Source organism: Pseudomonas sp. LBUM1648 (assembly GCF_059716145.1).
Genome location: NZ_CP166808.1, coordinates 6,092,804 through 6,104,736 on the forward strand (window position 1 = coordinate 6,092,804; position 11,933 = coordinate 6,104,736).

Sequence of the window (11,933 nt, forward strand, 5' to 3'; positions counted from 1 at the left end):
TGGCTCTTACTTGATCAGACCATCCAGCGGCGAAGAGGCGCTGGCATAGAGTTTTTTCGGCATGCGGCCGGCGAGGTAGGCCAGACGGCCCGCGACGATCGCGTGTTGCATGGCTTGGGCCATCATCACCGGTTGCCCGGCGTGGGCGATGGCCGAGTTCATCAGCACCGCGTCACAGCCCAGCTCCATGGCAATGGTAGCGTCGGAAGCGGTACCGACACCGGCATCCACCAACACCGGGATCTTGGCTTCTTCCAGGATGATCTGCAGGTTGTACGGGTTGCAAATCCCCAGACCCGAACCGATCAGACCGGCCAGCGGCATCACCGCGATGCAGCCGATTTCCGCGAGTTGACGGGCGATGATCGGGTCATCGCTGGTGTAGACCATCACGTCGAAACCTTCCTTGACCAGCGTTTCGGCGGCCTTGAGGGTTTCGATCACGTTGGGGAACAGGGTTTTCTGGTCGGCCAGCACTTCCAGCTTCACCAGGTTGTGGCCGTCGAGCAGTTCGCGGGCCAGGCGGCAGGTGCGCACGGCTTCGATGGCGTCGTAGCAACCAGCGGTATTCGGCAGGAAGGTGTAGCGATCCGGCGACAGCACGTCGAGCAGGTTCGGCTCGCCTTCGATCTGGCCGAGGTTAGTGCGGCGCACGGCGAAGGTGACGATTTCGGCACCCGAGGCTTCGATCGCCTGGCGGGTTTCTTCCATGTCACGGTACTTGCCGGTACCGACCAGCAAACGCGACTGGTAAGTACGACCGGCCAGCACAAAAGGCTTGTCGCTACGAACGATGCTCATGGGGAATCCTCTTTAAAGGTGAGGGTCTTGCAAAATTCTGTGCCCTTGCGGGCCGAACGACTAGCCGCCGCCGATGGCGTGCACGACTTCGACATTGTCGCCGTCGTTGAGCGTGGTGTCGGCATGCTGGCTGCGCGGGACGATATCCAGATTGAGTTCGACTGCTACCCGGCGTCCGGTCAGATCCAGACGGGTCAGCAGGGCCGCAACGGTTTCACCGTCGGGCAGTTCAAGGGATTCGCCGTTCAACTGAATGCGCATGCGCAAGGCCGCCATCATTTTTAGGGGCTGGCATTCTAGCCCGATCAGACGGGGCGACCCAAGCCATTCATCGTGAAATGGACTACCCGGTCAGCTCAGCCGCCAGGCGGCCAGCCCCAGGCACAGCCAGCCGATCAGAAACGCCAGGCCGCCGAACGGGGTGATGATGCCAAGCTTGCTGATGCCGGTGATGGTCAGTAGGTACAGACTGCCGGAGAACAACAAAATGCCGATGGAGAACGAAACGCCAGCCCAGGTCACCAGCCGACCCTGAATCTGTGTGGCCAGCAGCGCCACGCCGAACAGCGCCAAAGTGTGCACCAGTTGATAGGTGACGCCGGTGTGGAAAATCGCCAGATACTCGGGCGTCAGGCGGTTTTTCAGGCCGTGGGCGGCGAATGCACCCAATGCAACCCCGGTAAAACCAAAGAAAGCGGCCAGCATCAGAAAGCCACGCAGCATGTGGAACTCCAGTCAGACTCGATCGGCAGGGTCTGTATAATGGCCCGCTCCACGGGTTCGGCCAAGCCATCTCTATGCTGCGTTCAATTTTCCGTCGTCTCACGAAGGCCCTGCTCTGGTTCGCGGGCGGCAGCGTATTGCTGGTCCTGTTGTTTCGCTTCGTGCCGCCGCCCGGCACGGCGCTGATGGTCGAGCGCAAGGTCGAATCCTGGGTCGACGGCGAGCCGATCGACCTGCAACGCACCTGGAAACCGTGGGATGAGATCTCCGATGATCTTAAGGTGGCGGTCATGGCCGGCGAGGATCAGAAGTTTCCCGAGCATTGGGGCTTTGATTTCAGCGCCATCCAGGCCGCGCTGGCCCATAACGAACTCGGAGGCTCGATTCGCGGCGCCAGTACGTTGAGCCAGCAAGTGTCGAAGAACCTGTTTCTGTGGGCCGGTCGTAGTTATCTGCGAAAAGGTCTGGAAGCTTGGTTTACCGCGCTGATCGAGGTGTTCTGGCCCAAGCAGCGGATTCTTGAGGTGTATCTGAACAGCGTCGAGTGGGATGACGGGGTATTTGGCGCTGAAGCGGCGGCCCGGCATCACTTTGGCGTGAGCGCCAAGTCGCTGTCCCGGCAGCAGGCAAGCTATCTGGCGGCTGTCCTGCCGAACCCACGGGTCTGGAGTGCGAGCCATCCGACAGCGTATGTTTCGCGCCGAGCCGGGTGGATTCGCCAGCAGATGAGTCAGTTGGGCGGGACGAGCTATCTGCTCGGGCTCAATGATTCGCGCCGGGCGCCCTGGGCGCAGTAGCGCCATAAAGCAAAAGATCGCAGCCTTCGGCAGCTCCTACACAGGATTGCATTTCACCTGTAGAAGCTGCCGAAGGCTGCGATCTTTTGATCTGCTGAACGAAAACGCCCCGATCATTGCTGATCGGGGCGTTTTTATTTGCCGAGGCGCCGGTTACGCGGCAATCGACAACTTGAGCTTGTTCATCGCGCTCTTTTCGAGCTGACGGATACGCTCGGCCGACACGTTGTACTTCTGCGCAAGGTCGTGCAGCGTGGCTTTTTCTTCTGCCAGCCAACGCTGGTAAAGGATGTCACGGCTGCGTTCGTCCAGCACTTCCAGCGCTTCGTGCAGATTGCTGTTGGAGTTGTCGCTCCAGTCGGCATCTTCCAGTTGACGCGCCGGGTCGTACCGGTGGTCTTCCAGATAGTTGGCCGGCGACTGGAAAGCGCTGTCGTCGTCCGCTTCCGCGGCCGGGTCGAAGGCCATGTCGTGGCCGGTCAGGCGACTTTCCATCTCGCGCACTTCCCGCGGCTCGACGCCGAGGCTTTCCGCCACACGGTGGACTTCCTCGTTGTTCAGCCACGCCAGACGTTTCTTCTGGCTGCGCAGGTTGAAGAACAGCTTGCGCTGGGCCTTGGTGGTCGCGACTTTCACAATGCGCCAGTTGCGCAGGATGAACTCGTGAATTTCCGCCTTGATCCAGTGCACGGCGAACGACACCAGACGCACACCCATTTCCGGGTTGAAGCGCTTCACAGCCTTCATCAGGCCGACGTTACCTTCCTGGATCAGGTCAGCCTGAGCCAGACCGTAGCCGGAATAGCTACGGGCAATGTGTACGACAAAACGCAGGTGGGCGAGCACCATCTGCCGAGCCGCCCCCAAATCCTGCTCATAGTAGAGACTCTCGGCCAGTTCACGCTCCTGCTCCGGCGTCAGCAGTGGAATGCTGTTCACGGTGTGCACATAGGCTTCCAGGTTCGCACCTGGAACCAACGCGTACGCAGGTTGCAAAGAATTGGTCATACGAAAAAACCTCCGACTTACATAACTCGCGCCTTTCGGCACTGCGAAAAATTGACCGGGAACTCAAGTACAAGTTCCCAAAAAAACCGCAAGGCCAATCACGCGCAAAAAAGATTCTACTTCGGCGCCAGCTCCCTGAGATGACGTGCGACTGCAATCCATGCACCGATATAACCCAACAGCACCGCGCCAAGCAAGAGCGACAGACCGTCGGCAACTGGCACTCCGGCCAGTGCGAAATCACTGCCGTACAAGCCGGCCAGTCCAACCACCGCATCATTCAACCAGTTCAGGCCGAACGCCAATACGCCCCAGGACAGCAGTCCCGCACCGAAGCCATACAACGCGCCCATATAAAGGAAGGGACGACGTACATAGCTGTCGGTGCCGCCGACGAGTTTAATCACTTCTATCTCGGTGCGGCGGTTTTCAATATGAAGACGAATGGTATTGCCTATCACCAAAAGTAATGCAGAAACCAACAACACCGTCAGACCGAAGACAAAACGATCGCCGAGCTTGAGGATGGCGGCCAGACGCTCGACCCAGACTAGATCAAGTTGTGCCTGTTGTACCTTGGGCAGCTCGGAAAGTTTTTGTCTTAATGCTTCCAGGGTCGGCTTGTCGACCTCGTTCGGGGTCACCAGCACCACACCCGGCAACGGGTTTTCCGGCAGCTCGCGCAGGGCTTCGCCCAATCCGGACTGCTGCTGGAACTCTTCCAGCGCCTGATCGCGGCCGACATATTCAGCATCAGCTACGCCGGGCATGCCTTTGATCTGCTCGCGCAACGATTCGCCCTGCTCCGGGCTGGCGTCGAGTTGCAGGTACAGCGAAATCTGCGCCGCCCGCTGCCACGAACCGCCGAGACGCTCGACGTTGTTGAGCAGCAGCGACAACCCCATCGGCAGGCTCAGCGCCACGGCCATCACCATGCAGGTGAAGAAGCTGCCGATCGGCTGCTTGCCGAGACGACGCAGGCTGTCGAGCAAACTGGCACGATGGCTTTCGACCCAGGCGCGGAACAGCGTGGCGAAATCCGGGCCGTCGTCATCGTCGTGCTTTTTCTTCTTTTGCGGCTGCGGATCGGCGGCCTTGGGGGCCACGCGCTCGGAAACCTTGGGGCTACGTGTCGCACTCATTCGCCGGCCTCCCCGTCGCCGATCAATCGGCCACGTTGCAAGGTCAGCATGCGATGACGCATGCGCGCGATCAGTGCCAGGTCGTGACTCGCGATCAACACGCTGGTGCCCAGCCGGTTGATGTCTTCGAACACGCCCATGATCTCGGCTGCCAGACGCGGATCGAGGTTACCGGTCGGTTCATCCGCCAGCAGCAAGGCCGGGCGATGGACGATGGCGCGGGCAATGCCGACGCGCTGTTGCTGACCGGTGGACAGGTCGCCGGGGTACAGATCGGTTTTATCCGACAGCGCCACGCGCTCCAGCGCCGAGTCGACACGCTTGGCGATCTCGGCCTTGGACAGCCCGAGAATCTGCAGCGGCAATGCGACGTTGTTGAACACCGTGCGATCAAACAGCAACTGGTGATTCTGGAACACCACGCCGATCTGCCGGCGCAGGAACGGAATCTGTGCATTGCTGATGGTGCTCAGGTCTTGCCCGGCCAGCAGCAATTTGCCGCTGGTTGGACGCTCCATCGCCAGCAACAGGCGCAACAGCGTTGATTTGCCGGCGCCAGAATGGCCGGTGACAAACAAGAACTCGCCACGACGGACTCGAAAGCTCAGCTCATGCAAGCCGACGTGACCGTTCGGATACCGTTTACCGACCTGTTCGAAACGAATCATGAACGCTCCCGCTCGGCAAACAGTGCCTGGACAAAGGGTTCGGCTTCAAAAGTACGCAAATCGTCGATGCCTTCACCGACGCCGATGTAGCGGATCGGCAAGCCAAACTGCTTGGCCAGGGCGAAAATCACCCCGCCCTTGGCGGTGCCGTCGAGCTTGGTCAGCGCCAGGCCGGTCAGTTCGACGGTCTGGTTGAATTGCTTGGCCTGGTTGATGGCGTTCTGACCGGTGCCGGCATCGAGCACCAGCAGCACTTCGTGCGGCGCGTCGGCGTCGAGCTTGCCGATTACCCGGCGAACTTTTTTCAGTTCTTCCATCAGGTTGTCTTTGGTGTGCAGACGGCCAGCGGTGTCGGCGATCAGCACGTCGATGCCACGGGCCTTGGCAGCTTGCACGGCGTCGAAGATTACCGAAGCCGAATCAGCGCCGGTGTGCTGGGCGATCACCGGGATCTTGTTGCGTTCACCCCAGACCTGCAATTGCTCCACAGCGGCGGCGCGGAAGGTATCACCGGCGGCGAGCATGACTTTCTTGCCCTCCAGCTGCAGCTTCTTCGCCAGTTTGCCGATGGTGGTGGTCTTGCCGGCGCCGTTGACGCCGACCACCAGAATCACGAATGGCTTGTTCTGCGAAACAATCTTCAGCGGCTGCTCGACCGGTTTGAGCATCGCAGCCAGCTCGGCCTGCAGGGATTTGTACAACGCGTCGGCGTCGGCCAGTTCCTTGCGAGCGACCTTCTGGGTCAGGCGCTGGATGATCTGCGTAGTGGCTTCGACGCCGACGTCGGCAGTCAGCAGACGGGTTTCGAGGTCGTCGAGCAAGTCGTCGTCGATGGTTTTTCGGCCTAGAAACAGGCTGGCCATGCCCTCGCCGATGCTGGCGCTGGTTTTCGACAGACCTTGCTTGAGGCGGGCGAAGAAACCGGCTTTGGTCTCCTCGGTACGCGGGGCTTCGGCCGGAACTTCGACGGGCGCAGCTTCGACCGCAACGATTGGCGCAACGACAACCGGCGCGGGTACTGGCTCTGGTTGCTGAACGATTGGAGCAACTGGAGCAACCGGCTCGGCAAACACTGGCGCAACAGCCTCTGCCACAACCGGCGCAGGCTCGACAAACGGCTCAACCAAAGGCGCCGGAGCAACCTCGGCAACGAACGCGGCAGGCGCAGGAATTGGCGGTGTCACATGGGGCGCGGCCTCTTCCACCAGCGCCACCGGCTCTTCCGCCACTGGCAAAGTCAGCCACGGTTCGGCGGCCGGGGTCAGCGGCAATTCGGCGGCCACCGGGATTTCAGTCTCAGGCTCGGCCGCCGGTTGCAGCACCGGCTCGGCAATCGGCAGAACGATCGGCGTCGGTTCTTCTTCTATTACGGGAGCAGGCGCAGGGGCCGGCTCAGGAATCGCGGGCGGCTGTTCGACGACGGGTTCCTGCGGTTTCTTACGCAGCCATCCGAACAGGCTTTTCTTCTCGCCAGCCGCAGCTGGGGTCTTCTTGTCGTCGTTGGAACCAAACATGGAGGACGGCTATCTCACGGTAGCGACGCGCCATAAGGGCGCCCCGGCAAATAAATATTCGATGCAGAACAGACTGTGTTTCACCCAGCTTGTTCACGCGCAACATTTTGTCGAGGCGCCAGCGGCACCCCAAAGAATCGTATTAACGAAGGACTAAACCGGCAAAATCGGCGAAAAAGCGTAGTTTAGTCGATAAACCGCAGCTTTCTGCCGCAAACCCATACAGCCTGATCAAGCCTGAAAACCTGATAGACGTGGTCGCCGGTAAAACGGATCAGTATCCTAGCACCCTCTCGCCCGCCGACGCTAAGACCAAGCGGGCAGCCCAACAGGTTAAAAAACGAATGAATGCTCTAGCCCGCCGCGCTGCAGGCCTGCTGCTCAGCACAGTCTGCCTGCCACTTTCGGCCCTGGCGGCCGACCCGCAACCGACTCACGAATTCACCCTCGATAACGGCCTGAAGGTCGTCGTGCGCGAAGACCATCGCGCGCCGGTGGTGGTGTCGCAGGTCTGGTACAAGGTCGGCTCCAGCTACGAAACCCCGGGCCAGACCGGTCTGTCCCACGCCCTTGAGCACATGATGTTCAAGGGCAGCGAGAAAGTCGGCCCCGGCGAAGCCTCGCTGATCCTGCGCGACCTCGGCGCCGAAGAGAACGCCTTCACCAGCGACGACTTCACCGCCTATTACCAAGTGCTGGCCCGCGACCGTCTGGGTGTGGCCTTCGAACTGGAAGCCGACCGCATGGCCAATCTGCGCCTGCCGGCCGACGAGTTCGCCAAGGAAATCGAAGTCATCAAGGAAGAGCGCCGCCTGCGCACTGACGACAAGCCGATGTCCAAGGCCTACGAGCGTTACAAGGCAATGGCTTACCCGGCCAGCGGCTACCACACGCCGACCATCGGCTGGATGGCTGACCTGGACCGGATGAAGGTCGAAGAGCTACGCCACTGGTATCAATCCTGGTATGTGCCGAACAACGCCACACTGGTGGTGGTTGGCGACGTCACGCCGGATGAAGTTAAAACCCTTGCCCAGCGTTACTTCGGACCGATCGCCAAACGCGACGTGCCACCGGCAAAACAACCGCTGGAACTGGCCGAACCCGGCGAACGGCAGATCACCCTGCATGTGCAGACGCAACTGCCTAGCCTGATGCTCGGCTTCAACGTGCCAAGCATCGCCACTGCTGAAGATAAACGTTCGGTCAACGCCCTGCGCCTGATTTCGGCGCTGCTCGACGGCGGTTACAGCGGTCGCATCCCGACCCAACTGGAGCGCGGCGAAGAGCTGGTGTCCGGCGGTTCGTCGAGCTACGACGCCTACACCCGTGGCGACAGTCTGTTTACCCTGTCGGCGACGCCGAACACCCAGAAGAAAAAGACCATGGCGCAAGCCGAGGCCGGTCTCTGGAAGCTGCTGGAACAACTGAAAACCACCGCACCGTCCGCCGAAGAGCTGGAACGCGTGCGGGCTCAAGTGATTGCCGGCCTGGTCTACGAGCGTGACTCGATCACCAGCCAGGCCACTGCCATCGGCCAATTGGAGACGGTCGGTCTGTCATGGAAACTGATGGACACCGAGCTCGCCGATCTGGAAAGCGTAACCCCGCAAGACATCCAGAACGCCGCCAAGCTGTATTTCACCCGCGAACGTCTCAGCGTCGCCCACGTCCTGCCACTGGAGACGACTCATGAGTAAGCGCAAGACCCCACGCCTGTTGCTCGGCCTGATCGCCGTAGCGGTCATCGGTTCCGCCGCATTTTATCTGGCTCCCGGCGCGAAAACCGACGCCAGCGAAGCGCTGGACAGCGCCAAGTCCAGCCAGAAACTTCAATCGCTGGCCGAACTCGACGGCAAGGCTCCGGCCAGCCGCAAGCTTGACGTGCAGACCTGGAACACCGCCGAAGGCGCCAAGGTGCTGTTCGTCGAGGCCCACGAGTTGCCAATGTTCGACATGCGCCTGATTTTCGCTGCCGGCAGCAGTCAGGACGGCAATGCGCCGGGTCTGGCAGTACTGACCAACGCGATGCTCAACGAAGGCGTTGCGGGCAAGGACGTCGGCGCCATCGCGCAGGGTTTCGAAGGTCTTGGTGCAGATTTCGGCAACGGTGCCTTCAAGGACATGGCGCTGGCTTCGCTGCGCAGCCTGAGTGCCACCGAACAACGTGAACCCGCGCTGAAACTGTTCTCGGAAGTGATCGGCAAACCGACCTTCCCGACCGACTCATTCGCACGCATCAAGAATCAGATGCTCGCCGGTTTCGAATACCAGAAACAGAACCCCGGCAAACTCGCCAGTCTGGAACTGATGAAGCGCTTGTACGGCGATCACCCCTACGCGCACTCGAGTGATGGCAGTGCGCAAAGTGTGCCGAAAATCACCGTGGCACAGCTGCGCGAATTCCACGCCAAGGCCTACGCGGCGGGCAATGTAGTGATCGCGCTGGTGGGTGACTTGTCCCGCGCCGATGCCGAGTCGATTGCCAATCAGGTGTCCGCCGCCCTGCCGAAGGGTCCGGCGCTGGCGAAGATCGCTCAGCCGCAAGAGCCGAAAGCCAGCGTTGGCCATATCGAGTTTCCGTCGAAGCAAACCAACCTGATGCTCGCGCAACTGGGCATCGATCGCGACGATCCGGACTACGCCGCACTGTCGATGGGCAACCAGATCCTCGGCGGCGGCGGTTTCGGTACGCGCCTGATGAGCGAAGTCCGCGAGAAACGTGGCCTGGCCTACGGCGTGTACTCCGGCTTCAGCCCGATGCAGGCCCGTGGCCCGTTCATGATCAACCTGCAAACCCGCGCGGAAATGAGCGAGGGCACCCTGAAACTGGTGCAGGACGTTCTCGCCGATTACCTGAAAACCGGCCCGACCCAGAAAGAACTCGACGACGCCAAACGCGAACTGGCCGGCAGCTTCCCGCTGTCCACCGCGAGCAACGCCGACATCGTCGGCCAACTCGGCGCCATGGGCTTCTACAATCTGCCGCTGAGTTATCTGGATGACTTCATGCGTGAGTCCCAGAGCCTGACCGTGGAACAAGTCCGCGACGCGCTGAACAAACACTTGAGCACGGACAAAATGGTCATCGTCACCGCTGGCCCGACCGTGCCGCAAAAGCCGTTACCGGCCCCATCTGATAAACCTGCCGAGCAACCGCTCGGGGTTCCGGAGCATTAATGGCTACTCGAGCACCGAAAAAACCTGCGCAAAACGTGCATAACGGCGTGAATCAGTTACGCATCATTGGTGGCGAATGGCGCAGCCGCAAGCTGAGCTTCCCCGACGCCCCGGGCCTGCGCCCGACGCCGGATCGCGTGCGTGAAACCCTGTTCAACTGGCTCGCACCCTACGTGGCCGGCGCCAAGGTCCTTGACCCGTTCGCCGGCAGCGGCGCGCTGTTTCTCGAGGCTTTGTCCCGTGGCGCGGCCATGGGGCAGGCGCTGGACGCCAGCAATATCGCGGTTTCCAGCCTTAAAGAGCACCTCGGCACGCTGCGCTGCACCAACGGTCAGGTGCAGACTGCCGACGCCCTGCGCTACCTGGAAACCCAGACCGCTACGCCGTTCGACCTGGTATTCCTCGACCCGCCGTTCAACCAGAACCTGCTGCCAGCCGTGTGCACGTTGCTCGAAGAGCGTCAGTGGCTGGCCGACGACGCCTGGGTGTATACCGAAAGCGAAACGGCACCATCGACCCTCGGCTTCCCGGCCAACTGGCGCTTGCACCGCGAACAGAAATCCGGGCGCGTGTATTACGCGTTGTGGCAACGCAGCGCCTGATCCCGGGTTTGATGTGCGCTCAATGCATCAGCAATAAATAGATACCGCACATCGCTCCTCGCATCTCGCCAAAGTGGTTACCGCAATCTGCGTTAACCACTTCGGACGATTCATGTATGGATACGTTATGCAGCAGGATGCTGCTCATTCTTGGCCTGGCGCCATTGATGTCCCTGGCCGCCCCACCCCCACCGACTCATCAATTCACCCTGGACAATGGTCTGAACGTGCTTGTGCGTGAAGACCATCGTGCACCGCTGGTGACCTCACAACTCTGGTTCAAGGTTGGCTCTGCCGACGAGGCGCCCGGCCAGAGCGGAATCTCCCACGCACTCGAACACATGCTCTACAAAGGCAGCAGCAAAACCTGCGCCGGCGAGGCCTCGGCCATTTTGCAAACACTCGGTGCCCGGGAAAACGCCTTCACCAGCAAAGATGCCACCGCCTATTACCAAACCCTGGCACCCAGGTATCTGGGCGTGGCATTCGAGTTGATGGCCGATCTGATGTCGACCGCCCACTTGCGCACCTCGGACTTGACCCCGGAAATGGCGGTGATACGCGAAGAACGGCGCTTGCGCACCGACGATGACCCCCATGATCTGGCACTGGAGCGTCTGACCGGTGTGGCGCATTTGGCCAATAGCTATCGCACACCGATTCTTGGCTGGATGCATGACCTGCACCGTTTGAATGCCGACGATCTGCGCCACTGGTATGCGCTCCGCTACTCACCTGGCAACGCCACGCTAGTGGTTGTCGGTGATGTGACGCTCGATCAGGTCAAACGGTTGGCGCAGCGCCACTTTGGCCCCTTGCCAGCGCACCCTGCTCCTCGCCTGCTACGGCCCACTGAGCTGGCACAGGCAGGTGAGCGCAAACTGACGCTGTCTCTGGCCGTCCCGACCCCCCAACTGATCATGGCCTTTAACGTGCCGGGGCTTGCCACCGCCGAAAATCGGCGATCTGTACACGCCCTGCGCCTGATCGACGCATTACTGGGAGGGACACAAAGTGCACGCCTGAAAAAACGCCTGGAATTCACCGAACAGTTGTTCAGCGACGTCAGTACTTCTTATGACGCGCTCACACGCGGCGACAGTCTTCTATTCATGACGGCCGAACTCGCCAGCGCCCACGCTGACGATCTGGACGCGGCCGAGGCACGGGTCTGGCAACTGATTGAAGAACTGCATGCCCACCCGCCGACAGCCGAAGAATTGGAGCGCGCACGCACTCAATTGATTGCCCGACAGATCTATACACAAGACTCCATCGTCGAGCAGGCCCACGAGCTGGCCACATTGGCGAGTATCGACCTGCCCTGGCAGTTGATGGATAAGGACTCAGACGAGCTAGCACAGGTGACACCGGCTGACATCCAGCAGGCGGCGTCAACGTTTTTGACCCGCGAACGCCTGACGGTTGCGCATGTATTGGCGGAGGCGGCTCATGAATAATGGCCTTCGGAAGGCAAGGGGCGTTTTGCTCGGGCTGG

12 protein-coding genes are annotated in these 11,933 nt (G+C 60.7%); 5 read left to right on the top strand and 7 right to left on the bottom strand.

Features of this window, described 5'->3' with window-relative positions; translation table 11 throughout:
* Positions 1–6: 6 nt before the first annotated feature.
* The 3 genes from ACA043_RS27700 to ACA043_RS27710 all read right to left on the bottom strand — a co-directional run bounded on the left by ACA043_RS27700 (position 7) and on the right by ACA043_RS27710 (position 1,524).
* The gene (locus ACA043_RS27700; RefSeq protein ID WP_042561554.1) at positions 7–801 is read right to left on the bottom strand and encodes a thiazole synthase; all 795 of its coding nucleotides are present in this window, start codon (positions 799–801) and stop codon (positions 7–9) included.
* A gap of 60 nt (positions 802–861) precedes the next feature.
* A complete protein-coding gene (thiS, locus tag ACA043_RS27705) occupies positions 862–1,062 on the bottom strand; it encodes a sulfur carrier protein ThiS (RefSeq protein ID WP_167394879.1) in 201 nt (66 codons plus the stop codon).
* 90 nt (positions 1,063–1,152) lie between these two features.
* The gene (locus tag ACA043_RS27710; RefSeq protein WP_401269382.1) at positions 1,153–1,524 is read right to left on the bottom strand and encodes a DUF423 domain-containing protein; all 372 of its coding nucleotides are present in this window, start codon (positions 1,522–1,524) and stop codon (positions 1,153–1,155) included.
* Positions 1,525–1,598: 74 nt separating this feature from the next.
* On the opposite strand from ACA043_RS27710, the gene mtgA reads away from it, so the two are divergent.
* The gene (gene mtgA / locus ACA043_RS27715; RefSeq protein ID WP_187679043.1) at positions 1,599–2,321 is read left to right on the top strand and encodes a monofunctional biosynthetic peptidoglycan transglycosylase; all 723 of its coding nucleotides are present in this window, start codon (positions 1,599–1,601) and stop codon (positions 2,319–2,321) included.
* 153 nt (positions 2,322–2,474) lie between these two features.
* Here mtgA and rpoH read toward each other — a convergent pair whose 3' ends face one another.
* The 4 genes from rpoH to ftsY all read right to left on the bottom strand — a co-directional run bounded on the left by rpoH (position 2,475) and on the right by ftsY (position 6,653).
* Positions 2,475–3,329: an RNA polymerase sigma factor RpoH gene (gene rpoH, locus ACA043_RS27720; RefSeq protein WP_007913617.1), complete on the bottom strand. Its 855-nt coding sequence runs from the start codon at positions 3,327–3,329 to the stop codon at positions 2,475–2,477.
* Positions 3,330–3,445: 116 nt separating this feature from the next.
* Positions 3,446–4,471, bottom strand: coding sequence for a permease-like cell division protein FtsX (gene ftsX / locus ACA043_RS27725; RefSeq protein WP_187679044.1), 1,026 nt, complete (start codon positions 4,469–4,471; stop codon positions 3,446–3,448).
* Positions 4,468–5,139: a cell division ATP-binding protein FtsE gene (ftsE, locus tag ACA043_RS27730; RefSeq protein WP_008065082.1), complete on the bottom strand. Its 672-nt coding sequence runs from the start codon at positions 5,137–5,139 to the stop codon at positions 4,468–4,470. Before ftsE ends, ftsX begins: the two co-directional genes overlap by 4 nt.
* Complete coding sequence (ftsY, locus tag ACA043_RS27735; protein WP_497658259.1) at positions 5,136–6,653, bottom strand: signal recognition particle-docking protein FtsY; 1,518 nt, start codon at positions 6,651–6,653, stop codon at positions 5,136–5,138. The genes ftsE and ftsY overlap by 4 nt, the downstream gene beginning before the upstream one ends.
* Before the next feature lie 344 nt (positions 6,654–6,997).
* Between ftsY and ACA043_RS27740 the strand changes: the two genes are divergently transcribed.
* From ACA043_RS27740 to ACA043_RS27755, 4 genes are all read left to right on the top strand, one after another.
* Positions 6,998–8,353 (top strand): M16 family metallopeptidase, encoded by a 1,356-nt coding sequence (locus ACA043_RS27740; RefSeq protein WP_497658260.1) that lies wholly within the window; start codon positions 6,998–7,000, stop codon positions 8,351–8,353.
* Positions 8,346–9,833: a M16 family metallopeptidase gene (locus ACA043_RS27745; protein WP_401270299.1), complete on the top strand. Its 1,488-nt coding sequence runs from the start codon at positions 8,346–8,348 to the stop codon at positions 9,831–9,833. The genes ACA043_RS27740 and ACA043_RS27745 overlap by 8 nt, the downstream gene beginning before the upstream one ends.
* Positions 9,833–10,435: a 16S rRNA (guanine(966)-N(2))-methyltransferase RsmD gene (gene rsmD / locus ACA043_RS27750; RefSeq protein WP_401270302.1), complete on the top strand. Its 603-nt coding sequence runs from the start codon at positions 9,833–9,835 to the stop codon at positions 10,433–10,435. Before ACA043_RS27745 ends, rsmD begins: the two co-directional genes overlap by 1 nt.
* A gap of 116 nt (positions 10,436–10,551) precedes the next feature.
* Complete coding sequence (locus tag ACA043_RS27755) at positions 10,552–11,895, top strand: M16 family metallopeptidase (protein WP_489879314.1); 1,344 nt, start codon at positions 10,552–10,554, stop codon at positions 11,893–11,895.
* Positions 11,896–11,933 lie beyond the last annotated feature (38 nt).

Bases quoted from the DNA above. Each gene is read 5' to 3' on its own strand.
- ACA043_RS27700 (WP_042561554.1), bottom strand. From the start codon at position 801: ATGAGCATCGTTCGTAGCGACAAGCCTTTTGTGCTGGCCGGTCGTACT.
- thiS (WP_167394879.1), bottom strand. From the start codon at position 1,062: ATGCGCATTCAGTTGAACGGCGAATCCCTTGAACTGCCCGACGGTGAA.
- ACA043_RS27710 (WP_401269382.1), bottom strand. From the start codon at position 1,524: ATGCTGCGTGGCTTTCTGATGCTGGCCGCTTTCTTTGGTTTTACCGGG.
- mtgA (WP_187679043.1), top strand. From the start codon at position 1,599: ATGCTGCGTTCAATTTTCCGTCGTCTCACGAAGGCCCTGCTCTGGTTC.
- rpoH (WP_007913617.1), bottom strand. From the start codon at position 3,329: ATGACCAATTCTTTGCAACCTGCGTACGCGTTGGTTCCAGGTGCGAAC.
- ftsX (WP_187679044.1), bottom strand. From the start codon at position 4,471: ATGAGTGCGACACGTAGCCCCAAGGTTTCCGAGCGCGTGGCCCCCAAG.
- ftsE (WP_008065082.1), bottom strand. From the start codon at position 5,139: ATGATTCGTTTCGAACAGGTCGGTAAACGGTATCCGAACGGTCACGTC.
- ftsY (WP_497658259.1), bottom strand. From the start codon at position 6,653: ATGTTTGGTTCCAACGACGACAAGAAGACCCCAGCTGCGGCTGGCGAG.
- ACA043_RS27740 (WP_497658260.1), top strand. From the start codon at position 6,998: ATGAATGCTCTAGCCCGCCGCGCTGCAGGCCTGCTGCTCAGCACAGTC.
- ACA043_RS27745 (WP_401270299.1), top strand. From the start codon at position 8,346: ATGAGTAAGCGCAAGACCCCACGCCTGTTGCTCGGCCTGATCGCCGTA.
- rsmD (WP_401270302.1), top strand. From the start codon at position 9,833: ATGGCTACTCGAGCACCGAAAAAACCTGCGCAAAACGTGCATAACGGC.
- ACA043_RS27755 (WP_489879314.1), top strand. From the start codon at position 10,552: ATGGATACGTTATGCAGCAGGATGCTGCTCATTCTTGGCCTGGCGCCA.